The 25,423-nt window shown below is 44.1% G+C and carries 21 protein-coding genes; all 21 read right to left on the bottom strand.

Translation table 11 applies throughout. The features are described from left to right. Positions 1-6 precede the first annotated feature (6 nt). Positions 7-270, bottom strand: a complete 264-nt coding sequence (locus tag FCL46_RS11180) for a hypothetical protein (RefSeq protein ID WP_136810789.1) — start codon at positions 268-270, stop codon at positions 7-9. 669 nt (positions 271-939) lie between these two features. Beyond that, positions 940-3,252: a trypsin-like peptidase domain-containing protein gene (locus FCL46_RS11175; RefSeq protein WP_136810788.1), complete on the bottom strand. Its 2,313-nt coding sequence runs from the start codon at positions 3,250-3,252 to the stop codon at positions 940-942. Between the two features lie 869 nt (positions 3,253-4,121). Next, positions 4,122-6,575: a mechanosensitive ion channel domain-containing protein gene (locus FCL46_RS11170; protein ID WP_136810787.1), complete on the bottom strand. Its 2,454-nt coding sequence runs from the start codon at positions 6,573-6,575 to the stop codon at positions 4,122-4,124. A gap of 353 nt (positions 6,576-6,928) precedes the next feature. Continuing rightward, on the bottom strand, positions 6,929-7,156 hold the full coding sequence (locus FCL46_RS11165) for a hypothetical protein (RefSeq protein ID WP_136810786.1): 228 nt from the start codon (positions 7,154-7,156) through the stop codon (positions 6,929-6,931). 248 nt (positions 7,157-7,404) lie between these two features. After that, positions 7,405-8,802, bottom strand: coding sequence for a sigma-54 interaction domain-containing protein (locus tag FCL46_RS11160; RefSeq protein ID WP_136810785.1), 1,398 nt, complete (start codon positions 8,800-8,802; stop codon positions 7,405-7,407). A gap of 231 nt (positions 8,803-9,033) precedes the next feature. Beyond that, positions 9,034-10,866, bottom strand: a complete 1,833-nt coding sequence (locus FCL46_RS11155; protein ID WP_136810784.1) for a PP2C family protein-serine/threonine phosphatase — start codon at positions 10,864-10,866, stop codon at positions 9,034-9,036. Between the two features lie 885 nt (positions 10,867-11,751). Then, positions 11,752-12,375 carry an REP-associated tyrosine transposase gene (locus FCL46_RS11150; protein ID WP_136810783.1) on the bottom strand — a complete coding sequence of 208 codons (624 nt, stop codon included), beginning with the start codon at positions 12,373-12,375 and terminating at the stop codon, positions 11,752-11,754. An 11-nt stretch (positions 12,376-12,386) separates the two neighbouring features. Beyond that, positions 12,387-13,184, bottom strand: a complete 798-nt coding sequence (locus tag FCL46_RS11145; protein ID WP_136810782.1) for an EFR1 family ferrodoxin — start codon at positions 13,182-13,184, stop codon at positions 12,387-12,389. Positions 13,185-13,465: 281 nt separating this feature from the next. After that, positions 13,466-14,086 (bottom strand): urease accessory protein UreG, encoded by a 621-nt coding sequence (gene ureG / locus FCL46_RS11140; RefSeq protein WP_136810781.1) that lies wholly within the window; start codon positions 14,084-14,086, stop codon positions 13,466-13,468. Between the two features lie 19 nt (positions 14,087-14,105). Then, positions 14,106-14,813, bottom strand: a complete 708-nt coding sequence (locus tag FCL46_RS11135; RefSeq protein ID WP_217909609.1) for an urease accessory protein UreF — start codon at positions 14,811-14,813, stop codon at positions 14,106-14,108. After that, on the bottom strand, positions 14,773-15,231 hold the full coding sequence (gene ureE / locus FCL46_RS11130; RefSeq protein ID WP_136810780.1) for an urease accessory protein UreE: 459 nt from the start codon (positions 15,229-15,231) through the stop codon (positions 14,773-14,775). Before ureE ends, FCL46_RS11135 begins: the two co-directional genes overlap by 41 nt. A gap of 24 nt (positions 15,232-15,255) precedes the next feature. Then, on the bottom strand, positions 15,256-16,959 hold the full coding sequence (ureC, locus tag FCL46_RS11125; RefSeq protein ID WP_136810779.1) for an urease subunit alpha: 1,704 nt from the start codon (positions 16,957-16,959) through the stop codon (positions 15,256-15,258). Beyond that, positions 16,960-17,274, bottom strand: coding sequence for an urease subunit beta (locus FCL46_RS11120; protein ID WP_136810778.1), 315 nt, complete (start codon positions 17,272-17,274; stop codon positions 16,960-16,962). Between the two features lie 27 nt (positions 17,275-17,301). After that, the gene (locus FCL46_RS11115; protein WP_136810777.1) at positions 17,302-17,604 is read right to left on the bottom strand and encodes an urease subunit gamma; all 303 of its coding nucleotides are present in this window, start codon (positions 17,602-17,604) and stop codon (positions 17,302-17,304) included. 69 nt (positions 17,605-17,673) lie between these two features. Beyond that, on the bottom strand, positions 17,674-18,537 hold the full coding sequence (locus tag FCL46_RS11110) for an urease accessory protein UreD (RefSeq protein ID WP_136810776.1): 864 nt from the start codon (positions 18,535-18,537) through the stop codon (positions 17,674-17,676). Between the two features lie 10 nt (positions 18,538-18,547). After that, positions 18,548-19,243, bottom strand: a complete 696-nt coding sequence (gene urtE / locus FCL46_RS11105; RefSeq protein ID WP_136810775.1) for an urea ABC transporter ATP-binding subunit UrtE — start codon at positions 19,241-19,243, stop codon at positions 18,548-18,550. 10 nt (positions 19,244-19,253) lie between these two features. Beyond that, positions 19,254-20,084 (bottom strand): urea ABC transporter ATP-binding protein UrtD, encoded by an 831-nt coding sequence (gene urtD, locus FCL46_RS11100; protein WP_136810774.1) that lies wholly within the window; start codon positions 20,082-20,084, stop codon positions 19,254-19,256. After that, a complete protein-coding gene (gene urtC, locus FCL46_RS11095; RefSeq protein WP_136810773.1) occupies positions 20,084-21,169 on the bottom strand; it encodes an urea ABC transporter permease subunit UrtC in 1,086 nt (361 codons plus the stop codon). The genes urtD and urtC overlap by 1 nt, the downstream gene beginning before the upstream one ends. Before the next feature lie 3 nt (positions 21,170-21,172). Beyond that, positions 21,173-22,789, bottom strand: a complete 1,617-nt coding sequence (gene urtB, locus FCL46_RS11090; protein ID WP_136810772.1) for an urea ABC transporter permease subunit UrtB — start codon at positions 22,787-22,789, stop codon at positions 21,173-21,175. 80 nt (positions 22,790-22,869) lie between these two features. Beyond that, entirely contained in the window at positions 22,870-24,156 is a 1,287-nt protein-coding gene (gene urtA / locus FCL46_RS11085; RefSeq protein WP_136810771.1) for an urea ABC transporter substrate-binding protein, read from the bottom strand. Positions 24,157-24,772: 616 nt separating this feature from the next. Next, positions 24,773-25,225: a universal stress protein gene (locus tag FCL46_RS11080; RefSeq protein ID WP_136810770.1), complete on the bottom strand. Its 453-nt coding sequence runs from the start codon at positions 25,223-25,225 to the stop codon at positions 24,773-24,775. Positions 25,226-25,423 lie beyond the last annotated feature (198 nt).

Below are 25,423 nucleotides of genomic sequence, written 5' to 3'. Positions count from 1 at the left end.
AACCATTTACATCACTCTGATGCTTGAAATGTAGTCCATTCCAGTTTCAGCCATCAGTTCTCTTTTAAGGTCATTGTCAATCTCAAGATCCTTATCATAGTATTGGTCTTCTGCACAGTAATCCAGACCGTACTTGCTTTGCCTTTGAATGTTAATCTTGAGGACATTATCTTTAGTGCCGAGGATTACGAGGTGCTGACCTTTGTCAACATTACAGGTAATTGCCATTTCGATTCCATCAACATTTGTAACGTGTTCCCTAGGGGGCATAGGACTCTCCTTTGATCGCTTGATTTAAGATGTGGAGTGCAGGGGGAATGCCGTGAGTGGCCTCTCGTAGGCTAATAGGGAACTAAATATGATGCTTATATAAAGTAACCAAGATCAACGAGAACACAGCATTTGAAAAGGAAGAGTTTAGAACAACCCTTCACTATATTATAGCATCTCGGAGGCAATTTATCATCCAGTGAACCTTAAGTTACTGAAATTACGATTCATAGTTTTTGAAGTTGAGGAGGTAGCCAAGGGGAGACCCTCATCTCAATGGAGGGGTGGGGTGGACAAATCTGGGGTGGAACTTAAATCGGATAGTTTTAGGTCGTTAATTGAATGGAGGAGCAACTTAATTTATGAGTTCTAGCAGGTTGTGAACGTCACTTTTGTTGACGTGTTTGGTTGTTAATTTGAGTGAAATCAAGGTTATAAATGAATGACTAGCGTTGGCTAATCGTCGGACATCAGAGGATCTAGTAAGGCGAAGCTCTGAAGACGGGTAGGTTTGGTCAGTCCCTACCCGTAAGGCAACCCTATAATTCATCAAGCAGTTGTTGCCGTTTCTATTCAATAAGGGAAATGTTCCTTAGTTTCAGAGTGTTATCTTCCTGCTTGAACAGGAAGATGTTAATTCAAAAATGTATAAAACTATTGGCCTAATAATCATAACTGCTCTAATAGTTGTGCTTTTTTCAATGCATATTCACTGTCATCTATCAGGCCATCTTCATAGAGTGCTTTAAGCGTTTGGAGTTTATTTGACAAAGAATTCTCTTTCTTGCTCTTGCTGGACTTGGCAGCTGATTTGGTTTTTGATCGTGAGATACTGACATTGTTTTCTCTGAGATAGTCGGCAATTTCGTTGTAATGGATTGCAAAGCCTATCCCCTCCACATCCTTACGAACTAGCTTCATGGTATTGATGCCGATTACTTTACCATCGGCAAACAATGGTCCTCCTGAGTTCCCTGGATTAATAGATACATCTGTTTGAATATAAACTCGTTCACTGGAGAAGGGTTTGATGTTGTCTTTCTGCTTCCTGATGCTGCTGACTATCCCTTTGGTTACGCTGTACTCTAAACCCATAGGGTTACCTATAGCAATTACATCTTTACCTTCAGTAATGGCGGGGCCGTTATATAATTCAGCAGGTATACCTGAGCCATTTACCCGCAATAGCGCTAGGTCAAGATCGTAGTGTGTATTAATAACTGTGCCGACCAATTGCTTACTATCCTTTGTGGTAACTGATACAATATGCCTGTCCCCCACAACGTGTTTATTGGATAGCACCAAGTCTGTACTGACGAAGAATCCTGTACCGATTGTTTTTCCGCCATTGTCCTGAATAGCAACTACTGAATTAAGAAGCTTGCTGAGTTTGCCATTGGTTGCAACTAGTGGCTGTTTCTGTTTCGTCTTACGTTTAGCAGGAGTCTGAAGAAACCCTAGGCTAGCGTTATAGCTGGTAGTCTCAAATTCGCTATAGGGTGTATTAAGTAGGCCCTCTATGATTTCATTTGTTGTGAGGCTTAGTTTAACGATTCCACTTTCGTAATTGGTTACATCGGATTCTATATCTTCAGTGCGTTTAGATGTTGAATCCTTCTCGTGCTTATTATATTGCAGAATAAATGTCCGGCTTTCAGTCTTTGGGAATGACTTGTAGCGAACTTTCTTAGTGTTTGGGTCCAAAACATAGAGGTAGTATTTCAGGTTTTTGGTGACCTTGACTTCCATCTCGTTGTAAGTGTAGTCCTGCCTAATAGGTACTTGAATGGTTTGGGGAGTCTGGGCAAGAACCTGTTTCGCTTGGTCTAGCCTGTTAGCCGCAGGAAGAGTTGTACCCAGACTTGATAAGCTTCTACCTAGTCCTCCTAGGGCTGAATTAGCTTTAGGGCTAAAAGTCTCTTCTAATTGTGCCTGAAACTTAGCCTGGTTGTAGTACGTTAATGCTGCTTGATAGTTTCGGTAAGCGATTATGTATTCAGGGTTTTCTTTCTCTACATATTCAGAGACATAACTTGAATCTATCTTTGATTGTTTAAGGATCTCCCGTCTAACATTTGGTGCCATTGTTTGGATTACTAATAGCTTTTCATTACTGTCATTGAAGTAAGCATTTATCACATCTCTTTCAGCTGGCTGAGCTTTCAAGGGGATTTCGGTGGAGAGTGTAATTGGAACATGAAGATTGGAATTATCGATTACTATCAGGGTATTCTGAAATGTAGGTAGTTTGGTTGCTCTATATCCTTCTTGGTATGCTTTCTTATAAGCGATAACACTGGTATTGAGAGGGTTTGATGGATTCTTTGCTATGATATCATTGTAGTATTTGAGGGTGACTGCATTTGATACATCAGGTGAGGTAAGGCGCGTATGTTCGGCGAGTAATCTAGCTTCCTCTTCCTTTCTCTCGTTACTTAACTTCTGTACTACTGCCATGAAGTCAGGGGTGTTAGCGACGAGTTCTAATATCGCTTTGCCTGCAAGAATCCCCAAGTTGAAGTGTTCGTTGTATATGGCTGTTAGACTATCTTCAGCAGTATGGTAGCCTAACTGGGAATCCTCTTTAATTGATATTTCTTCGGTGTGTTCAGATAATGAAACTGCAATCGAAATTGAGGGACTCATTACGTATTTCACTATGACTTTTATATCAAAGCAGTCGTGCTCGCATAGATCTAGTTCTTCCCGACTAAGGTTTTGGGATTGAAGGTAAAAGTAGCGGATTATCCCAGCAGAGAAACCCGACTCGGCAGAATCGCCCGTAAATATATCATTGTGGCTGACATCTAAACTGTACTTGAATTCGATATCATTGCTATCGTCGACATTAGGAGGAAAGTGGCTAGCCTCCCAGCGGGGCGGAGGGGCAGCACATGCCGTCAAGAAGGCTATGATTAGAATGTTGATGATTACGAAACTGATGTATCTCCAGGTGATGACGTTACTGGTGGGCTTTGTCATGTCTTAACTATTGCTTTCTATAGGGTTAAATCTAAGCGACTGGTAGTATTTCAAGGTCTCAGTAAAGGTGATTGCCTGAACACCACCTGATTGACGCAACCACAATACCACAAGAATGACAATTAAGACTATAAAGAACGGATAAGGCTACCTCCAAGTCCGGGTGGGGTACCTACTGGATGTCAGATGGGTGGCCCCTTATTAGACAGGGGGGGAAGGAAATGCTTAAATAGGTGTTTAGTAGAATACATATGAGACACCCAAAAGCATAAACAATAGGGTGGCATAATGGCTTCGGGAAGGCCTGAGGTAATAAAGGAGGTGAGGGGTTTGTACAGGCACATGTGCTGATTACACACAGTTAATGACGGAGAGCGAGAAGATCTAACAAGAATCTACTAGCTCTGAGTGAACGTTAAATGTAATATACCTAAGTGATTGTAATGGCCAGCATCGCCGGAGTGGTGAAACTGGTAGACGCACTGGACTCAAAATCCTTTAGGGAAATATTACCTGTATTTTGCTCATCATGCAGGGACATTCATCCGAATGGCCTACGCTGATGCATTAAATGGCCCTTGGAAGATGTATCAGGGAGGAGTCTTGCTGTTGTCGGAAACCTGCTGTCAGAATCATATTGTCTCACCTGATGTCCATATCTTTGAAAATGAAAACTGAACGTGATTCTCTCTAACTGTTGCTGGACTCCATCGATATATCGTTGGAAATAAGTGGTCCTAAAAGCGGGACCACTTATAAAAAAAATCAGGTTAATTGAGTCATTGAGCTGCGAAAAACAGCGTCATAATAGTACAAACGTCAATACACCGTATCAATAGCAGATCTTTCTCGGCTACAACGCGCAAATATTAACTCGTTTCGGTAGTTTTAGATTCTACTCCCCCCCCACTCAATGCAGTAGCAGCCTTTTCATCGATTGATCTGATATGAAGATCTGTCTGTAGGAACGGAATTTCGATATTATTAAAGTCAAACTCGCTCTCAATACTTTGATTAAGGTCACTTTTAACTGTAAGCGAGTCTAGAAATTCCGGTATCCACACCCGTAATTCAAAATCAAGTGAACTGGCACCGAATGCAAGAAAAAGAGCGTTCGGTTTTGGTGTACTAAGTACCATAGGGTTTTGATTTCCACAGGTCTGGAGGATCTCCAAAACCTTACTAACATCTGAACCATAGGCAACGCCAACGGGTATTTTTACCCGCACTCTGCGTTCAGCAAGGGTCCAGTTGGTTACCTGGCCTGTTATGAGATCTGAATTTGGAATAACGATCTCTGCATTATCGAAAGTCTGGATGATAGTCGCTCTGAGACCGAGATGCTTCACTTCGCCAAGATCAGTTCCAATCTGGATAGTGTCACCAACTTTCAGCGGGCGCTCAAACAGTAAGATGAGACCACCAGCGAAATTTGTAACAATTGCCTGGAGGCCAAAGCCAATTCCGACACCAAGTGCACCACCGAGCAGGGTGATTTGCTTAAGTTCAAAACCAAGGGCCTTCAACATAATGAAAAAGCCTACGGTAACAATGGCATAGTGAACAAGGCGTGTAATTGAGAGTTGAACACCTTTTTCAGCACTGTAACGAGGTAAAATTTCTTTGAGCAGTATGGCCTGAATAGCTTTAGAAAAAAGCGTAGCTCCATATAGAACGAAAATAATGGTCAAAACAAAACCTGGAGAAATATTAAAATCCCCGAGCTTAAAACCGAAGCTGTTTATTGCGGAAATTGCGGCATCTATTGATGGGAAAAAATTCCAGACAACCCCTAACAGAGATATTAATAAAATCCAGTGAATCCAGGCGATAAAAGGTTGTAAACTTTTAACTACTACGTGGCGATTATCCTTGAGAAGTGAGAATGGAATTGCTTTAAGGCACAGTTCAAGAATGGCTGAGTTCAGTCTGTACAACATCCAGACAACCAGGCAACTACTTACCGTTTCGAGCAGAATTGTAAAACTATAGATGGCAAATTGATCATAGCCCATAACTCCAGAGATAATTATCATCAGGGGGAAAATACCCCATGATCGTCGCGTCCAACGTTCCAGGTTGTTTCGGTATTTGAATCTCAACTGGTATACATAAATGAAGAGAGCAGCGACTGATGCATACACTACAAAAAAGAGAATAATGAGTAGAGGCAGGTCTATGGCGACAAACATCAATGTCATTGCCATGAACATCGCAAGTCTTCTGAGGATCTGCTGGCCCTGGGGATTCTCAATACAATGTTTGATAAGACGGATTACAGCGAGCAGGGTCAGTACACTGAGGATCTCATCCCATTTGTAGTCAAGCTTGATGCTGAAAAATTGTTGACTGATCAAATCGTAGAAAGTCGTAAGTATAAAAACTGAAGTTGATAGAGGACAGCTGGCAAAAGGGTACCAACGTGATATTGTTGTAATATGTCGTTGTGATAACTTTACAAGGATAATCAGTGCAACAAGAACCAATACTGAAAAGGCAGCTATCCTCGCGTGTTTGACCAGACTTTCCAGATGTTGGTTGAAGAAAAGTGTGCTGTTTTGAAAGGTCTGCAAGAATAACTCGCCATTGATCTGCTTATAAAAAGCTAAGGACAGCACCGATGGTGAAGTTTGCTGAGTGCTTGTTTTTCGTATCGTTGTTTCGATTGTCTGAAGGTCGCTTTCAATCGTATGAAGCTGAACCTGAAGATCTGCGATTGCCCGCCCGAGAACCAGAGAAGGCGAAAGATTTTGTTCGATATGCTTCAGTGCTGTTTCGATTGTTTTCGTCAGATCCTGCTTTTGCTCATTTTCAAGAGCTAGACTTAAATTCTCAAGTTTAGAAAACTCTGCGAGTTGGTCTTGTTTGTTTTTCCAATCTGTCCGCCATAAAGAAAGCTTTGATATTGTCTCGTTAAGCGGTTTTGAGGATTTTGATATCTGGTATTTGATCCTGTTGAGTCGCGTCTGAAAACTATCAACTTGCATGATTTGCAAATTGTCAGACGTTTTGAATTCTGAAACATCCTGTTGGAGTTCAGCTATCTCTGTGGCAACAGGCGGGAGATCTTTTTCAAGTTTTTCGAGATATTCAATTGTCTTGATCCGCGTCTGAAGATCAACAAGATCTTTGGGCAGGATACCGGCCCATGTATAAAATTGAATGATAGAAACAGCAGGTTCTTCAGCTGCCTTTAGCGTTTCCTCGTGTGTTGTGCCGTTACCATTTGTTGCCCCGCCATTCTGGGCAGCAATCATAGTTGAAGGAATATGCAGGAGAAGAAAGAGAATTATATAAGGGAGAAAGGCGTATTTGTATTGCATATAGAATAGATTCTCAAATCGTGTAAACGATAACTTGAATTGGAATAATAAAAAATAACAGAAAAGCCCGATTAATTTCAAAAGGGAAATATAACAGACCTTATGAGGAAGTGGTATCTGCAAGCACAAAAAAGCAAAAGAATCATCAGGAAGGCACGGTGATGGATTGAAATTATGAGGATTTTTTTTACAGACAACAGGCGTGAGCTACAACGTAAAAAAGGCCGGGTTTAGAGATAACCCGGCCTTTACAAAAAGGTATGAAGCAGATGAATGTTTTTTGAGAGTCTATTGCGTGAAAACGTGTGAGTGTTCGTCATTTTTCCTGCCCCGTGTTTGGGGCGGATTGGCAGTCACTCGTCAAACAACAACTCACCAAAATAATCGTCACTGTCATAACCACCATCAAGCATAGCAAGCTTTACAGGGTTTTTGGAGATAAGTGAATACTCGGTACCACATTCGTAACAAACAATCGTATCGCCTTCGCCAAAGTAATATTCGACAGGAATGTATTCCAGGCATATCTCACATTTACCGAATCGTTCTCTGTCACTCTGATGTTTATTGAATTTGCCCATTTTCTTCTCCTTTTGTAATAGATTTTTAGGCAGTGTTATAAAACCTGTTCCAATAAACGTGCCATTGAGATGTGATCGGCAGAATAATTACCTATCATATAGAAAATACAAAACAAATCGATAAATGCAGGCGTGGATTTACATAGAGAAAAAAGCGTGAAAAATTCCGATAGTAGTAACGTGAAAGTAGGTGTTTGTGTCTAAATGTTTAAAATTATTATGATTGAACAGATGTTTCCGATAATCAATTATTTTTCCGATTTTCTAAAATCTTCTTTTTTGAGACCATGAATTTTCATTTTATTATAGAGTGCACGGGGAGTTAACCCAGCAAACATTGCAGAATCACCAATTCTGCCGTCCGTATATTCCAGAACCTCCATAAGGTATTTTCTTTCCGCAGCTTGCTGTAGCAGATTTTTGTACGATTTGAGTGTCGTACCCGGCCGGAAAGCGTTATCGCTCAGCTTGCCAGCATCTACTGATGAGTCGGTAAGAGGCATGCTGGGGATATGAATGAGCTCTGCAGGGATTATTTCGCAATTAGCAAGCATTACTGCTCGCTCAATAACATTCTGTAATTCTCTTATATTGCCAAACCATGGTACAGACACCAAAATTTTCATGGCCTGACTATCCAGACCTTTTATGTAATCCCGTCCGCCTTTTTTCTTTTTATTGATGAAGTGTTGAACCAAGAGGGGGATATCCTCAATCCGATCACGAAGTGGTGGAATATGGATCTGGAAAACTGACAGGCGATAATACAGATCGGAACGAAGCTGACCAGAGTTCAGCAATTCTAAAGGGGCGGTATTGGTAGCTCCGATTACCCTGAAATCTGTATTTATTTCAGCATTTCCCCCCAGTCTCTGCAGAGATTTTTCCTGCAAAACCCTAAGAAGTCTCACCTGCATTGCAGGTGACATAGATTCTATTTCATCAAGAAAAAGTGTACCACCGGACGCATGTTCAATTTTACCGATTCGTTGACTGCCAGCACCGGTAAAAGCACCTTTTTCATACCCAAAAAGTTCCGATTCAAGAAGACTGTCGGGAAGAGCGCCGCAGTTTACTGCCATAAAAGGTCCTGAACGGCGTCGGGACTCGTTGTGAAAGATGTTGGCAAGAAGTTCCTTGCCTGTTCCTGTTTCTCCGTGGATAAAAATAGGCGAGTCTGTAGGAGCTACATCTTTTACCAGATCGAGCAGGTCCTGCATGAGAGGGCTTTTGGTAATAATCGATTCTATACCGGGCTGGGCGAGTGAGTAACCTGCAAGGTATTTTTCGCGATTCTGTTCAAGTTTGTTGTTTACCAAACGCTTGAAGAGTTTAACAGCCTCAGTCAACGAACCTTTTTCTATCGTTGTTATCTTCTCCTGCAGCTTCGCATACGATGAAGACTCTTTGGAGTTATAAAGAAAGATGTGGGGTGGTTTGTGGGTAACAACAAGATCAGAAAGAGCAAGTTCATCCACTTCGTCATTCCGTCCGTCTATAAACCATGAATCGAAAATACGGGAGAAAGCAGTAGAATAAAATTCTGTTGCTGAGTGAATATGTAAAATACGGCAGGATAACTGAGATAACTCAGCATACAATTGGGTATAGTCTTCTTCAAAACCAAATATCAGAATGTTATACATTTTACGTTATTCTCTCCAGAGATATTCCTGATAATAATATAGAAAATTGAGGAACTATTTCATTCTCACGCATCTTCACTGTCTAGTTTTCCCCGTATGTAAAATTACCGTATAGCGTTTTTTCTCTGTTTGGAAAAGTGTATTTGACCGCGTGATATAAAAAGGCGTTAATAAATTGCTGAAAAGTGTTTTTTCACTAAGGATGTTTTCATCCTAAAACTCAATCGGTGATCACCAGGTTTTGACTATTGCCAGGGTAATGTCATCATGCTGTGGATGGCCCGCCATAAATTTCTTAATACTGTCTGTAATTTTATGGACTAACATTTCGGCGGGAAGCTGGTGATACGTTGCTAGAAGCTCTTTCAGCTTACCTTTACCAAATTGCTCACCTGAGGTGTTTTCAGCCTCCCATGCTCCATCTGTGCAGATGAGAATAACCTGTTTGGGATTACCAAAATCATAGCTGTTCTCCTGAAAATCGTATTCTTTATCAAATCCGAGTACTAACCCCTCTCCTCGTAACTCTGAGAATGTTTTCGAATCTGGATTGTATATGATAGCAGGGTCATGCCCGCAGCGAATCCAGGTCATCTGCTTTACTGACATGTCTATAGTTAGAAAAAAGAGAGAAGCAAAATTTCCGGATTGAGCGGTATCCTGACAGAGTAGTGTGTTAACGTCATGAAGAATCTGCAAGGGCGTTCCTGGTTGGCTGGCTCTTGACCGTAGCAGGGCCCGAAGAGAACTCATGATAAGTGCAGCACCAAAACCGTGACCGACTACATCACCTACCACTACTGTGGCCTTGCCTGTATTATGGTGCGGTGGAATAAGGTCATAATAGTCACCTCCTGTTTGCTGACAATATATTGATAATCCGGCAATTTCTATCCCCTCAGCAGAATAGTTGTCATTGGGAAGTAAGTGCTGCTGCACCTCTCTTGCGAGATCCATTTCCTCGCGCAATGCCAGTCGTTCCTTGAGATGTTGAGCCATAACGTTAAAACTTCTGGTCAGTTCACCAACTTCATCGTGGCTTACAACAACAAGTGGATCTTCAAAGGTTCCGCTGGCAAGCCTGTTGGCTGCATGTGATACCTTTATGATAGAGCCTGTAATCCGACCTATTACCACTTTTATATAGAGCAAGGCTAAAACGATTCCAACGATACCGAGTAAAAAATATGAATTCCTGAATGATATGATAGGTTGCAATACGTTGGAGCCGGAAGAGATAATCACCATCGTCCATGGTGCTTCAGACAGACGGTAAAAGCCGCTTACACGTTCAGGCGGGATGCCTGTGCCAAAGATGGTGCCATAGACATTTTCCTGCATCGCAGTCCATGTCTTTTGTTCTAGTGGACCATGTTCATCGAAATGCGCAAATTCGACTACCGAGTTAGCAATTGAATTCTTTGTGTATGGCTCCGTACCTGTCAGGATGTTTCCTGCATCATCCACCAATACCGCCTGGTTGGAATTCCACCAGGGTGCCTTGACTATTTGATCGATTAGATCATAAAAAGAAATCACAACCTCAATATGACCTACAGGTTTACTGCTACGATCTTTAAATGATGCAATAAGTGAAACAGTGTCACTCATGATTTTCTGGTTGTAACGCGGGCGAGTAATGGCCAGTTGTTGAAGTTGATAATAGCGGTCAACCGGTGTGAGCTTTTCATCAATTTGCCTGGTGTCAAATTCACCCTGAATCTCGCCGTACCATGTAGATTCTACTTCTACAACACCATCCAGCATTCGTAATTGATCGAGAACCACCTGGTATTCCTGTTGGTTAATGTTGCGTTGATTATCATGTTGCAGAAAACGGAGTAGTTCTTTAGGACGCATCAGTCGCATATCTACATGGTGGGCTGAACGCTGTAATTTGGCAATTGCAGCTTCCTTCCATTGTTCAAGTAGTACATTACGTATGAGCGTCAGGCCTGCTATACCGATTACCATCAATATCAGAAAAGTGGGCAGAAGAAGAAAAAGTAATGTTTTTCTTTGAAGGGTGCGGGGCATCAGTGCAGATATATTAGTAGATTTCATTTATATATTCAGGTGCGTGAGTTCACTCAATTACCGAAAATAAAGATATGCGTAAAATTTATGCCCTTTTGAATCGCTTGAGACACGGGCAATATCAGGTTTCATATCTGTGGTTTGGTCGTATAGCTGCTGTTGTAGTACGTTTTTAAATGTTCTAAATAGTTTCCGTCCTAAAACGATCCTTCTGCTCAATATCAGCGTTGCGGCCTGAATTTTTATCCTCAGAATATCAGCTATATGCTTGCGGTAAAAATATGAGCCGCGCCTCGTTCTTGAATAGAATGCTGAGTTTTAGGATGAAAACTCAATAATTAATCTTGGTGCAATCATTGCGCCAGCAGTCCTTAATTGCATCTGTTGCTGAGATGTTATTGCGTAATAACAGGTTGATAACTTGTCATTTTGATGAAATGCAGGGTCGGGCAGGCTGCCAAGAAAGTAGACAGTACACAATGAAAAGATGCCTAATTATTGGTCACTTCTTTAGTCTAAGACCGGGGTGGTAGTGTCATGTCATGTGTCAAATGTCGTAATAATGCGAAGCTTTTTCTCTTCCTGCAAGGCACGACTGATTGAGAATAGCAGCGCTATGTAACAGAAGGAGTAACGAAGTCAGGAAGTGAAAAGGGCGAGCAGAATTAGACATCTGGTGCATGACAGGACACTAGCCTGTATTTCTAATTATCTTTTGATTACAAACGGATTTTTTTGATTTCATCATTGAAAAAAAGATCATTAAAAACAATAGAGAGGTTTTCGTTTTAAATCAGAAAGATGGTCATTGTTAGGCAGTAGGAATGAACGAGCATATACAAGAGGACAGGGAGATGTACTCTAATCTTCAGTGTATCTGCATCTGGTAGATGTGTATTACATGTTCAGAAACTACTCGTTTTCTTTGTGTAATCGACTTTCGATCATGGCTAAAAAAGCATCATTTCCAAGTGGTTTACCATTTTTCTCATGGAGATAAAACATGTCTGCTTCATCATCAGCTCGCTTTTCAGCAAGAAAATCCTGCCAATGTATTTTAACGCTGCATAGCAACCTGTCGGTATCTATCAGGGTGTCAGGCGTCTTGAAGATATGCGCTCGTGCACTGCTCCACTGCCACTCTTCAGGTTGCTCTACATATTTTCTTTTGACAGGATTAATTTCAATATATCTGGCACAGGTTATGAAATGTTCTTCATCGAGTAAATGTGATGCATATCGATCTTGCCAAACCTGATCGGTGGTGCCTGTTTTTAGATGAATATATTTTGTATAGCGACTGTCGACTGCGTGCAGGCACAAGGATAAAGCGTCTTTTTGATTTGGAACAGCTATCAAATGAACGTGATCCGGCATGAGGCAATAACACAAAATTTCAATGTTGTGGTGTCGGGTACATTCGGAGATAATCTCTAAATATGTTGAATAATCTTCGCTGTTAAAAAAGGTTTTCCGACCATCTAATCCACGTTGGATAACATGATGCGGTAAGCCTGTCAGACTCACTCCTTTCATATAGAAACCTTTTATTTATCCTCTTGAGTTTGAGTAGTTCCGACGATATCTTTCAATGTTACTTCAGGATGATGGTAGCGTTCATAGGCAGGTGTCTTTTTACCAAATTGAATAGATTCTTTAGGGCACCACTGGATACATGCCAGGCACTGTTCGCATTTATGCAGCCATTCAGGTTTGCCGGATTTCATGACAATATTTTCAACAGGACACACTTTTTCACAGATGGTGCAACTGTTGCACGTGTCGTCTACCCAAAAGTCTTTATCCATTTTCGGAATCAGCCGATAGGTCATCGCATAGCATGCTGTGAAGAGGATTCGTTGCCATAAAGGCCCTTTTTCCATCGAGGCTGATTGTTGTAATGCAATACGAGGAGTTACTTTATTGATTTTGTCCCTGGCTGCAAGATACAGTTTTTCTAATTTATCAGCAGGTCCGGGGCCACCCCATGGAATATAGTTGCTCGGCATTACAATATCATAGCCAAGTGATAACCTCGCACCTGAATTCGCCATGCGCTTCTGAAGTTGAATCAGGGTGCGTGACACCTGGCCACCATTTACAGCAAAGGCAAAATAATATTTGCTGGAATCCATATCTATCGCATCAAGGAAATTCAGGACATGGTGCGGAACGCCCCACATATGTACAGGGAATACCAAACCGATAGCATCTGCCTGATTCAGTGCATCTTTGTGTATCAAAGACATTGGATGCAATGTGGTGTTGCCAAGATTTGATGCTACAAGCCGCGCTGTCCACAATGAGTTACCAGTACCTGTGTAATAATAAATTATCGTTTTCATGACCGATTAGTTTCGATTTGCCTGCTTAGGTTTTTATGGAGAGAAGAATGACATATATATTACTTTAAGCGTGTAAAGACGGTGTTTCCTGTACCTAAGGATCTATTGAATATGATTTGAAATTCGTTGTTTTTGAAATGTATAAGCATGGATTGTACACCACGAGGCTAGAATAACAAAGGAGTAGGGTACTTTGGTGGCGCAGAGAGGGGCGAGATTGGTATATTTCAGTCGGCGCTGATGGGGAACTGGCTGCAGTTCTACATCAGCGCTCTTTTCTGCTATCGTTTGCTGATCATGCCCTGCTTGAGAATAAACTCAATTACGTCTTCAATTCCTTTGTCTGTACGCATATCTGTAAAAACAAATGGCCGTTCACCCCGCATCTTCTTTGAGTCCCGATCCATCACTTCAAGAGATGCTCCGACATAAGGCGCGAGGTCGATTTTATTGATGACCAGGAGATCTGATCGGGTAATCCCGGGGCCTCCTTTCCTTGGAATTTTATCCCCGCCTGATACATCAATGACATATATCATGAGATCAGCGAGTTCAGGGCTGAAAGTAGCGCTTAAGTTGTCTCCGCCGGATTCGATAAAGACCATGTCGAGTTCAGGGAAACGTTCACTTAAATCCTCAACAGCTGCCAGGTTCATTGATGCGTCCTCGCGTATAGCAGTGTGAGGGCAACCGCCAGTTTCAACACCGGTAATTCGACCTGGTTCCAGAGCTTTACTGTTAGTGAGAAATTTCGCGTCTTCCTGGGTGTATATATCGTTGGTAACAACTGCAAGTTCATAGTCGTCACGCATTCTTTTGCATAAGGCGTCGAGCAGGGCGGTCTTGCCTGATCCAACTGGCCCCCCGACACCAATACGTAAAGGTTCTTTCGCTGGAATCATCTGTATCTCCTCGTAAAGGCTATGATCTGAATAGCCTGGTATATTGGGTTTCATGGAGGCATGAGCCTATTGCAAAAGCAGGGCAGGAACCTCCGGAATTATTATCTTCAACATTCATACCTGCTTCGACAGCATCCGTTGCGGCAATACTTAATGCCGATAATGCCTGCTGCCCGTCAGTCTGGCCGAGTGGTACAATTTTAACAGCTGCCATAACCATATTTTCAAGCCACCCCCAGATGTAGCCCGCTGCAGCAAGTTTCAATTGTATATTCCATCGCTCAGCAGCCAAGGCAAACCCGGCGACCTGGCATTTTTGCACAATCTCGAGCCATGCTTTGTCCAGTTCCGGTTCGAGTTGCTGCAGGATTTTGGCCATTGCTCTGCCCCGGTTGATCTCCTCATTGCGTAGTTCTTTGGTCTCGCGGCAGGCTACAACATAGTTGCTCCAGTAGCGGAATTGTTCAATGTCACGGTCTTCACAAGCAAAATACAAGCGCTTGAGAAGTGGAATTTCTAACTCACTGAAGCTGCTGAATAACATTGATTCAAGCCATTCAATAAGGCTGTTTTTATCCTTTATCCAGCCGCACTCAACTGCCCATTCTATACCCTGTGAATAGGTGAAGGCACCTGTGGGTAAAGAAGGGCTGATGAGTTGAAAGAGCCGCATGGTTGCAAGCTGATCAGTGCCCATGGTGATGTCCTGCATTATCTGCGCTGCCACCGTAAGCACCTGCTTCAGGCTCAAAAGGTTCGGATACCTGCTCCACTTCAAGACCAAGCCCCCTCAGCATATCATCCAGCACATGATCATGGAGGTATACAATTCTTCCGCTTTCTATCTGTAGCGGCATATGGCGATTTCCAAGATGGTAGCAGGCCCTGGCGAAGAGTAGCGGATCATTGCATCTGGCAGCGGAAAGCAGTTCGTTAGCGGCTTGAACGCGTATAACCGTTTTGTCTGTGGCTATCAGCATGTCATTGTTATGCAATACCGTGCCTCGTTTAAGAATTACCGCAGCTTCCTGGCCATTATCCAACTCGACGCGTTGTCGGCTTTTCTGCCTGAGATCAAGGGGCAGGGTAAGCGTTGTTACTGCTACAGCGGCTCTATCTTCAGTTTTGTCGATAAATTCTATCATGTCGTCCTGTTCGTTTGAGTCGAATTAAAAGAGAAAATATCGCTGCGCAAGAGGCAGGACAGATGCTGGCTCACATGTAAGCAATTGCCCGTCCGCCCGCACTTCATATGTCTGGGAATCTACTTCTATTTGAGGCTGATAATTATTCAGGATCATGTCTTTTTTAGTAACTTTGCGACAGTTTTTACTCACACCCAGAAGGCTTTTCAAGCCAAGCTGAGAACCAATCCCTGCATTCAGGGCAGCCTTGCAGACAAAGGTCATGCTGGTTGCATGACGGCTTCCGCCAAGGGCTCCGAACATGGGTCGATAATGCACCGGTTGAGGCGTAGGTATTGAAGCGTTGGGATCACCCATAGGGGCAGCAGCGATCATACCGCCCTTTATGATCAGATCAGGTTTTGCACCAAAGAATTGCGGCTTCCAGAGTACAAGATCAGCCATTTTTCCCACTTCTACTGACCCTACTTCATGGGATATTCCGTGAGCAATAGCCGGGTTGATGGTGTATTTGGCGATATATCTCCTGATCCGCATGTTATCATTTGCACTGCTGTCTTCCGCAAGGCTTCCCCTTTGCACTTTCATTTTGTGTGCAGTCTGCCAGGTGCGGCAGATCACTTCGCCAACCCTGCCCATTGCCTGTGAATCTGAAGCGATCATTGAGAATGCACCAAGATCATGCAGAATATCTTCTGCAGCGATGGTCTCCCGACGAATGCGGGATTCTGCAAAAGCGACATCTTCTGCAATTTTTGCATCCAGATGATGACAGACCATCAGCATATCGAGATGTTCTGCAATGGTATTTACTGTATACGGTCTTGTCGGGTTAGTAGATGAAGGCAAGACATTGGCTAGTCCGCAGGCTTTGATAATATCCGGAGCATGACCGCCACCTGCACCTTCTGTATGGTATGTGTGGATGGTCCTGCCTTTAAAGGCCTCGATGGTATTTTCTACAAAGCCGGATTCGTTCAGCGTGTCTGTATGAATCGCCACCTGGACATCATGATCTTCTGCTACCCGAAGACACGCATCGATTGCTGCCGGTGTTGTGCCCCAGTCTTCATGGAGCTTTAAGCCCATTGCTCCTGCAAGCATCTGTTCATTGAGTGCAGGTGTCAGGCTTGCATTTCCCTTGCCAAGAAAACCAAGGTTCATAGGAAGATCGTCAGCGGCCTGGAGCATGCGGTGAATATTCCAGGCGCCAGGCGTACAAGTCGTTGCATTTGTGCCTGTTGCAGGCCCGGTTCCACCTCCCAGCATAGTGGTAATCCCTGACATCAGGGCTTCATCAATCTGCTGTGGGCAGATAAAGTGAATGTGAGAATCGATACCGCCTGCGGTAACGATTGAACCTTCACCGGCAATGACTTCCGTTCCCGGCCCAACAAGAATCGTGACGTTAGGTTGAACATCAGGGTTACCAGCTTTACCGATTGCTGATATTCGTCCGTCTTTGATACCGATATCAGCTTTTATGATCCCGCTGTGGTCAATAATAGTGGCGTTGGTAATGACGACATCAACCACTTTATCACGGCAATCCTGGCATTGTCCCATTCCATCGCGGATAACCTTGCCACCACCAAATTTCACTTCATCGCCATATATGGTGAAATCTTTTTCAATTTCTGCTAAGAGTTCGGTATCTCCGAGGCGGACTTTGTCACCGGTCGTGGGCCCGAACATCTCGGCATATGCTCTTCGTGTAATAGTTGCCATTTATGCTTCCTCCAGTGATCCCATTATTTTTCCGTTAAATCCATATACCTTTCTGCTGCCGGCATAGGCGACCAGTTCAACCTCTCGTTCCTGTCCTGGTTCAAAACGTACCGCTGTACCTGCTGCGATATTAAGCCTGAAGCCTCGTGTATCCTCTCGGGAAAACTGAAGTGCGTCATTTACTTCAAAGAAATGAAAGTGAGAGCCGATCTGGATAGGTCTGTCCCCAGTGTTAGCTACCAGTACGGTAACGGTTTCACGCCCACTGTTGAGTTCTATCTCACCTTCCTGGCAGATTATTTCTCCTGGTATCATCAGGTATCTCCTTTTGTCGCTCTCAACCTAGATTATTGGATTATGGACTGTGACAAGCTTAGTGCCATCAGGAAAGGTCGCCTCTACCTGCACATCATGGATCATTTCAGCAATACCATCCATGACCTGATCGCGAGAAAGGATCTGTCGACCTTCATGCATGAGTTCTTCTACAGTTTTGCCATCCCGCGCTCCCTCAAGGATGGCTGCACTTATAAGAGCAATTGATTCAGGGTGGTTAAGCTTGACGCCCCGTGCCAGTCGTCTTTCTGCAAGAAGAGCGGCTGTGAAAAGGAGGAGTTTGTCTTTTTCTCGTGGTGTTAAGTTCATGATGTGTTTTCTCCTGCTGTCAGGGTTGATACTAGTATTAGATATATTGTTTTACGTGTGAAAATTTAACTATGTAGCCCATATCCTCGGGATTACTGCTGCTTTGCCAAGAGTTCTAGGCCGGAGTAATCGCCACGCTGCTATAAAGAGCGCACGGGCCTCGTTGGTGCTACCCCCGAGATAACGGATAACCACAATGTCTTCGAGTAGTGTCACTCCCCAACTGCCGGCTTGAGAAGGAGGGAGATTTTCTCTGAGTAGGTCGATAAGTTGGTCGTCAGCGCCTGTAGCGATGAGTGAACCTAATATTGGCTGATTCTGTAGAAAAGCGGCCTGATATCTGTTTTTCCCGGCCGAAATTTTCAGTGCTTCAAGTAAGATTGGTTGCTTGTCACGAAAGAGTGAGAGACGCAATTCTGCCCGACCCTCTTCAAAGTCCTTTTGGTTTGCCGGCAGACCAAGACAATGTATCTCCCAGCCAATGTATCCGGCGTTCCCTTCAAGATGAATTGTGGTATTCAGCCGGGCATGTGCATTCGGAAAGTAGATGGTCTCCTGCGGCAACCATTCAAGTGATGAACTCTCCTTAACTGTGAAATGCTGATACTGTTCGGCCAATGCCCCGTTGGAGCGATAAAATTTGGTTGCACCCGGAGTGGTAATAAGCGCTGCACCTTTAGCCTCTGTCGTTATATTAAGTTGCAACCTGTCACCACCAACAATACCGGCAGGCGGGTGCAGAAGGTAGAGGTGACATACCTCGTTTTCCGGGTAAAATGGGCGTTGGATGGTAAGCGGGCCTTTTTGCCTGCTGTGGCTGACCACACTTTTTTCGCCTCTATGGCTGATCTCGAGGTCGAGCCGTGCGGACCACCCTGATTTTTTAGCAGTGATGGGTGAGCAGTTCCGATCTATATCGACGTTTATGGTCATGGCTTCCTGTTTAGACGGTCAAGTACTCTTTTACCATTTGATCGTTGAGTTGATTGATCGATCCCTGTTCAACGCAACGTCCTCTATCCATGATGAAAAAATCATCACCAACCAGTCTGGCAAAAGGCAGCTTTTGTTCGACTATGAGTACGGTCAGCCCGAACTCTCTATTGAGTCTGCGAATAATGCCGCCAATCTCCTGAACGATATTTGGTTGTATCCCCTCGGTCGGTTCATCAAGAATGAGTAACTCCGGGTTGAGAACCAAAGCCCGGCCTATGGCAAGTTGCTGTTGTTGACCGCCGGAAAGATCACCACCTCTTCTGCCCAGCATTTCTTTTAAAACCGGGAAAAGCTGGTACACCAGTTCAGGTATTTCTTTAGTATTGCCGCGTGCGGCACTGAGGCCGATACGCAAGTTCTCTTCAACTGTCAGTAAAGGGAAAATCTGTCGGCCTTGCGGCACATAGCCAATCCCGGATCGTGAGCGAAGTTCTGCGGCTTGCCGGGTAAGTTCTGCTTCTCCATAGAAAATAGAACCGGAACGGATTGGTAAAAGCCCCATAATGCATTGCAGCAAGGTGGTTTTACCAACGCCATTACGGCCCATTAGAACAGTGCAGGCACCGTGTTTAATATCGACAGTCAAATCCCAAAGGGTATGACTTTCGCCGTAGAATTGGTTAAGGCTATTGATTGCGAGCATTGCGTTGTCCTTATTCTCCAAGATAGACTTCGATTACCTTTTGATTATTCTGTACTTCGTCCATGGTTCCCTCAGCGAGGATGCTGCCCTGATGGAGAACAGATACTTTGCGGGCAATGGATCGGATAAAGTCCATATCGTGTTCAACAACGACAACAGAATGTTCACCTGCAAGATTCGTGAGAAGTTCTGCTGTGCGATCCATTTCCTGGTGGGTCATACCTGCTACAGGTTCATCGATAAGCAGCAACTTGGGATTTTGCATAAGCAGCATACCGATTTCGAGCCACTGTTTCTGGCCATGGGAAAGCGAACCAGCGCTGGCATATGGCTGATCACGCAAGCCTATCAGGTTGAGTGTGTCGGCAATTCTATCTTGATCTTCACTGTGTAGTTTTGCTGTAAGGGTTGTGTAGATATTTTTATTGCCGGCCATGGCAAGTTCCAGGTTGTCGTGGACCGTGTGGTTTTCAAAGACTGTGGGTTTTTGAAATTTTCTGCCTATTCCTGCATGAGCAATTGCGGGTTCATCAAGTTTTAGAAGGTTGATCTTCTGACCAAACCAGGCCGAACCGCTGTCCGGCTGAGTTTTGCCGGTAATTATATCCATCATGGTGGTCTTGCCGGCACCGTTTGGCCCGATGATGCATCGAAGTTCTCCATCATCAATATAAAGGTTGAGGTCATTTATGGCCTTAAAGCCGTCAAAACTCACATTGATGCCTTCAAGGTAAAGAATGACGCCGTGGCTCAGGTCGAGTGACGGTGGAATTTCCGGTTTCAGGAATTCGAAGACCTCGTCCCGGTTGAAAACGGAATGAATGGTTTCTCTGGTTGGCATTATTTTGCCTCCTTCCTGCGTAAAAGTCCGGTAATGCCTTGTGGCAAAAATAGTGTAACGAGTATAAAGAGGGCACCAAGACCAAAGAGCCATGCATCGGGAAAGGCAGCGGTCAGATAACTTTTGGCATAATTTACAACCAGTGCTCCGGTTACAGCACCGTATAGTGTGGCTCTGCCACCAACTGCCACCCAGATAACAATTTCAATCGAGTTCAGCGGTGAAAATTCGGTGGGGTTGATGATACCGACCTGAGGTACATATAAGGCACCGGCAACTCCGGCCAGCATGGCAGAGAAGGTGAAGATAAACAGTTTTACATTTTCAACTTTATAACCAATGAATCGTACTCTCGATTCCTGATCGCGAATAGCAGTGCTTATCCTGCCCAATTTTGACTGAGTGATATAGCGACAACTGATGTAGCCAATTGCCAGAGCAATGGCGGAGCAGATAAAGAGAGCGGTCTTAGTAATATCACTTTGCAGGGAAAACCCGAGAATATCTTTAAAATCTGTTAAGCCGTTGTTACCACCGAAACCCATTTCATTTCGAAAAAAAGCGAGCAGAAGAGCATAGGTCATTGCCTGGGTGATAATCGAGAGATAGACCCCGGTCACCCGTGAACGAAAAGCAAACCAACCAAAGATAAAAGCGAGAGCAGCAGGTACAAGCATTACCATTAGCATGGCAAAGGGAAACCAGTTGAAGCCATGCCAGAACCATGGCAGTTCCTGCCAATTCAGAAAGACCATGAAATCGGGCAATACCGGGTCGCCATAGACTCCTCTGTCGCCTATCTGGCGCATGAGGTACATTCCCATGGCGTAGCCGCCCAGCGCAAAAAAAGCACCGTGCCCGAGGCTGAGTATCCCGAGATATCCCCAGGCAAGATCAACTGCGATTGCCAAAAGGGCATAACACAGGTATTTACCCAGCAATGTCATCGTGTAGGTGGAGATGTAAAAAACGTGAGTCTCAGGGAATACCAGATGACAAACCGGCACGAGACATGTGGTTGCGGCCAGTACTCCCAACAGAATCATCCCCGGTTTATCTGTATAAAGCGGTTTTAGTAGTGACATTAGTTACTCCGCGGCTCGACCCTTTTGCGGGAACAAGCCCTGGGGACGTTTCTGAATAAAGAGAATGATAAATACAAGGATCAGGATCTTGGCAAGGACAGCGCCACTCCAGGGTTCGAGTATCTTATTGGCTATACCCAGGGAGAGGCCGCCAAGCAATGTGCCCCAGAGATTTCCAACTCCGCCAAAAACAACGACCATGAATGAATCTATAATGTAGGCCTGTCCAAGGTTTGGGCCTACATTTGTCAGCTGCGAGAGGGCAACACCGGCAATGCCGGCAATACCGGACCCTAGTCCGAAAGTGAGTGCATCAACGCGGGCTGCACGTACTCCCATGGCTCGTGCCATGGCTCTATTCTGCGCCACCGCCCGGACATGAAGCCCGAGAGAGCTTTTTTTCAGCAGGAGATACAGCGCAGCAAAAACGATCATGGCAAAGATAAATATGGTGACCCTGTTAGTAGTCAGAGAAAGTATCGGGTTGATGGCGATCGATCCACTCATCCATTCAGGGGTTGAGACACTGCGATTGAGTGGTGAGAATATTGATCGTACAGTTTGCTGGAGAACGAGGCTGATACCGAAAGTTGCCAACAATGTTTCCAGAGGTCTTCCATAGAGAAAGCGGATCACAGATTTTTCAATCACTATGCCAACCAGGCCCGAAACACAAAAAGCTGCAGGGACAGAGAGAGCCAGGGCGAACCCTATTGAATTGGGCATGAGTTGCTGGAGCACATAGGTAGTATAGGCGCCAAGCATTATAAGCTCACCGTGTGCCATATTAATGACGCCAATCACGCCAAATGTGATTGCAAGGCCTATAGCAGCAAGGACCAGAACTGAACCGAGGCTAAGTCCGAAAAAGATAGTCTCAAGTTTGGCATACCAGGCAATTGTTCGTTCTATCTCGGTGAGTATAGTTCCCGCAGCTTTTTGAACTGCAGGGTCCTGCTCTTTCTCAAGCAATGTCTGAAGCGCGTTTTTAACAACAGGGTCCATCGTGTTTTGCAGGGTGTCCAGGGCAGCGAGACGTTTTTGTGGTTCGGGGTGCTGCAGCCCTGCAAGTGCAAGCGCTGTAGCAAGCACGTCTTTAACAGCTGCATCCTGTTCAGTTCGGTAGCACTCTGTGAGAATTGGCAGGATATCAGGAGTCGCGTCATATAAAATTGCTGTTGCTGCAGCGAGACGTTTATCTTTATCAGGGTGCGTAAGGTTTATTTGTGCAAGTGTTGATTTAAGAGTGCCGCGGATCTGGTTATTGATGGTGATTTTTGCAAGCTTTCGCTTTTTGATCAGACCCAGGCTTTTGCCAGTCAGCAAGTCGGATATGGCGTATTGCTTATCCTCTGGAGTTCCGTAGACGAGGGTTCTGTCGCTTTTGGTGAAAAAGAGATTTCCGTTAAGAAGAGCCAGCAGAGTTTGTTCAGCCAGAGGATCCCCACTTTCACCGATGGATGTTATGCCCTTTTCCTTGTCGTCAAATTTTTTGCTGGAAAGTAAGGCTATACCTTCGCTGAAAAGGCTGCTTTGTGCAGCGACGGAGTATAGCGATGAGAAAATCAGCAGCAGGGAAGCTACTAACGCAATGGAGCAATGTCGCAGTGAAGAGTTCATGGCAATATTAGTGGATACGCGAGGGGAAAGTACTCAAGATAATCCAGGGAATCGAGCTGATCCCCTGGATCGTTGTAATATTAATTGGTTCCTGAGCACTTAGCGGTCACAACATTGTACGCTCCGCAGGAAAGTGGAGTTCTCCAGTCAGATATTAAATCCTTTGAACCTTCAAGGTAATCAGACCATGCATCACCTACTACAAGCCCAGGGGTTTCCCAGACAACTTCAAACTGGCCATCAGCCTGAATTTCCCCTATGAGGACAGGTTTGGTGATGTGATGATTCGGCATCATTGCAGAATATCCGCCGGATAGGTTAGGAACAGTAACGCCGATTATCGCTTCCTGGACTGCTGTTGGCTCAGTGGTTCCGGCCTTCTCAACAGCTTTTACCCACATGTTAAAGCCGATGTAGTGTGCCTCCATAGGATCGTTAGTGACACGCTCTTCACTCTTAATGAATTTCTGCCATGACTCGATGAACTCATCATTTGTTTCACTGCTGACACTCATGAAGTAGTTCCAGGCTGCAAGGTGACCAACCAGTGGTTTGGTATCTATGCCTGAAAGTTCTTCCTCACCAACAGAAAATGCAACAACGGGGATGGTGTCGGCAGTTATCCCCTGATTACCGAGTTCTTTATAGAAAGGTACGTTGGCGTCGCCGTTTATTGTAGAAACAACAGCAGTTTTCTTGCCTTCAGAGCCGAATTTCTTGATATCTGCAACAATGGACTGCCAGTCAGAATGACCAAATGGCGTATAGTTGATCATGATATCTTCTGCGGGAACGCCTTTAGCCTTCAAATATGCTTCAAGGATTTTGTTGGTAGTACGAGGATAGACATAATCCGTTCCTGCAAGAACCCAGCGTTTTACACCAATGTCGTTCATCAGATAGTCAACAGCAGGTACTGCCTGCTGATTGGGCGCAGCGCCAGTGTAGAATACGTTTCGTGAAGATTCTTCGCCTTCATACTGCACTGGATAGAAGAGCAGGCTGTTTTCTTCTTCAAAAACAGGCAGTACTGATTTTCTTGAAACGGAGGTCCAGCAACCAAAGGTAGCTGCAACTTTTTCTTTCTCGATCAGCTCTTTTGCTTTTTCAGCAAAAAGCGGCCAGTTAGAAGCCGGATCAACAACAACCGCTTCAAGTTGTTTGCCCAGTACACCGCCCTTTTTGTTCTGCTCCTCAATCAGCATAAGCATGGTATCTTTCAGCGTCGTCTCGCTGATAGCCATAGTGCCTGAAAGGGAATGTAATACTCCGACCTTGATCGTATCCGAAGCCATGACGGAAGCTGAAAGAGCAAGGGTGAGTGCAGTTGCGCTGCATGTCGCTTTTACTGTGCTGGTGATGTTCATCTTCTTCTCCTGTGTAATTTTGATGTAACAGAATTGCAAAATATTCAAAAACGTTACGAACAGTTGAAAGATATATTTCAACAACCATGCCATAGTTGCGAAGCGAACTGAAAATGACAGGCTATGTAGAGAAGGATGAATATGCCAATGCCATGTTTACATGCCTTTGATAGGCGAAAAGGAGGAAGAAATGTGTTGTTTCGATAGAGAGTTGTGCATAATGGCGAAGTATGAAGCAATGAATAAAAATCACATATGTGTAATATGCTTCTGAATAATATTTCCAAAATGTAACGTTATTGCTGTTAAGTGACAGGATAGTAACTATGCCGAGTCTGTAAGGCGTGTTCTGAGGCTTGGGATAAAGATGAAAAGGCGTATATGTATTACATATAGTTGTTGGCAAGGGTGGTGAATGTCATCTTGATAGATTCAATTTACACTGATCTGAGCCTGAAGGGGGATCAGCGGTATATCGAACAGGCGAACAAATGCATTCAATAGGTGCTTCAACAATATTTTACCTTCTTATGCGGTGACTGGAAGGTACTCTTGAAACACCTATCGTGAGAATTATAAGTGACCAATTCCAGCAACATGCTATAAATACAGCATGTTATTTATACGGATTCATCACCAGTACAGGGCAGGGGCCATTCTGAAGTACTCGGTGCGCGACACTACCGAGCAGAATCTTTTCAAGCCCGCGCTTGCCGTGAGTTCCCATAATGATCATGTCTGCGTTTTCATTTTTTGCAAAGTCAAGAATCGTGTCGACCGCGTCGCCGAGAACAACCTTGCTGCGACATTTTTCACACTTTACTTCTGCATTTTTGATGAATTCTGCCAGGCTTTCTTCAGCTTGAGTAATATGCGCTGTGTTAAACTCGTCGTACGAGAAATGCACCATAGCCATTTCGCCCATCGCTACAGACTCAATGGGTTGAACGGAATGGAAAAAGGCAATCTCACTACCGAGTTTGTTTGCCATTGAGATTGCAAAATCAACGAGTTTCTGTGTGTTTTGGTCCAGGTCGACGGGAACAACGATGAGTGATATATCTTTCATGTTTTCTCCTCTAGCATATTGCAGATATGCTCATTTTCATGCAGGGTTGCACGAATATTAAGGTATGTAAAACAAAGGTGGATAGTCACCTTAAGCTTAACTAATTCTATCACGTTTTTGGAGCGCATGGCAAATTCAGTCAAATGATCGGATTGGGTCTCTGATTAAAGTAAATTAGATGGATGAGTACTGATAGTA

The organism is Desulfosediminicola flagellatus (assembly GCF_005116655.2).
In the GTDB taxonomy this organism is placed as follows: Bacteria; Desulfobacterota; Desulfobulbia; order Desulfobulbales; family Desulfocapsaceae; genus Desulfopila; species Desulfopila flagellata.
This window is presented reverse-complemented; position numbering and strand designations above follow the sequence as displayed.

What these genes read in the sequence shown, in the direction of transcription:
- FCL46_RS11150 (WP_136810783.1), bottom strand. Translation starts at nt 12,375, where the DNA reads ATGAAAGGAGTGAGTCTGACAGGCTTACCGCATCATGTTATCCAACGT.
- urtC (WP_136810773.1), bottom strand. Translation starts at nt 21,169, where the DNA reads ATGTCACTACTAAAACCGCTTTATACAGATAAACCGGGGATGATTCTG.
- FCL46_RS11175 (WP_136810788.1), bottom strand. Translation starts at nt 3,252, where the DNA reads ATGACAAAGCCCACCAGTAACGTCATCACCTGGAGATACATCAGTTTC.
- FCL46_RS11110 (WP_136810776.1), bottom strand. Translation starts at nt 18,537, where the DNA reads ATGACCATAAACGTCGATATAGATCGGAACTGCTCACCCATCACTGCT.
- FCL46_RS11155 (WP_136810784.1), bottom strand. Translation starts at nt 10,866, where the DNA reads ATGAAATCTACTAATATATCTGCACTGATGCCCCGCACCCTTCAAAGA.
- FCL46_RS11180 (WP_136810789.1), bottom strand. Translation starts at nt 270, where the DNA reads ATGCCCCCTAGGGAACACGTTACAAATGTTGATGGAATCGAAATGGCA.
- urtB (WP_136810772.1), bottom strand. Translation starts at nt 22,789, where the DNA reads ATGAACTCTTCACTGCGACATTGCTCCATTGCGTTAGTAGCTTCCCTG.
- FCL46_RS11160 (WP_136810785.1), bottom strand. Translation starts at nt 8,802, where the DNA reads ATGTATAACATTCTGATATTTGGTTTTGAAGAAGACTATACCCAATTG.
- ureG (WP_136810781.1), bottom strand. Translation starts at nt 14,086, where the DNA reads ATGATTCCAGCGAAAGAACCTTTACGTATTGGTGTCGGGGGGCCAGTT.
- urtD (WP_136810774.1), bottom strand. Translation starts at nt 20,084, where the DNA reads ATGCCAACCAGAGAAACCATTCATTCCGTTTTCAACCGGGACGAGGTC.
- urtE (WP_136810775.1), bottom strand. Translation starts at nt 19,243, where the DNA reads ATGCTCGCAATCAATAGCCTTAACCAATTCTACGGCGAAAGTCATACC.
- urtA (WP_136810771.1), bottom strand. Translation starts at nt 24,156, where the DNA reads ATGAACATCACCAGCACAGTAAAAGCGACATGCAGCGCAACTGCACTC.
- ureE (WP_136810780.1), bottom strand. Translation starts at nt 15,231, where the DNA reads ATGATAGAATTTATCGACAAAACTGAAGATAGAGCCGCTGTAGCAGTA.
- FCL46_RS11170 (WP_136810787.1), bottom strand. Translation starts at nt 6,575, where the DNA reads ATGCAATACAAATACGCCTTTCTCCCTTATATAATTCTCTTTCTTCTC.
- FCL46_RS11115 (WP_136810777.1), bottom strand. Translation starts at nt 17,604, where the DNA reads ATGAACTTAACACCACGAGAAAAAGACAAACTCCTCCTTTTCACAGCC.
- FCL46_RS11120 (WP_136810778.1), bottom strand. Translation starts at nt 17,274, where the DNA reads ATGATACCAGGAGAAATAATCTGCCAGGAAGGTGAGATAGAACTCAAC.
- ureC (WP_136810779.1), bottom strand. Translation starts at nt 16,959, where the DNA reads ATGGCAACTATTACACGAAGAGCATATGCCGAGATGTTCGGGCCCACG.
- FCL46_RS11165 (WP_136810786.1), bottom strand. Translation starts at nt 7,156, where the DNA reads ATGGGCAAATTCAATAAACATCAGAGTGACAGAGAACGATTCGGTAAA.
- FCL46_RS11145 (WP_136810782.1), bottom strand. Translation starts at nt 13,184, where the DNA reads ATGAAAACGATAATTTATTATTACACAGGTACTGGTAACTCATTGTGG.
- FCL46_RS11080 (WP_136810770.1), bottom strand. Translation starts at nt 25,225, where the DNA reads ATGAAAGATATATCACTCATCGTTGTTCCCGTCGACCTGGACCAAAAC.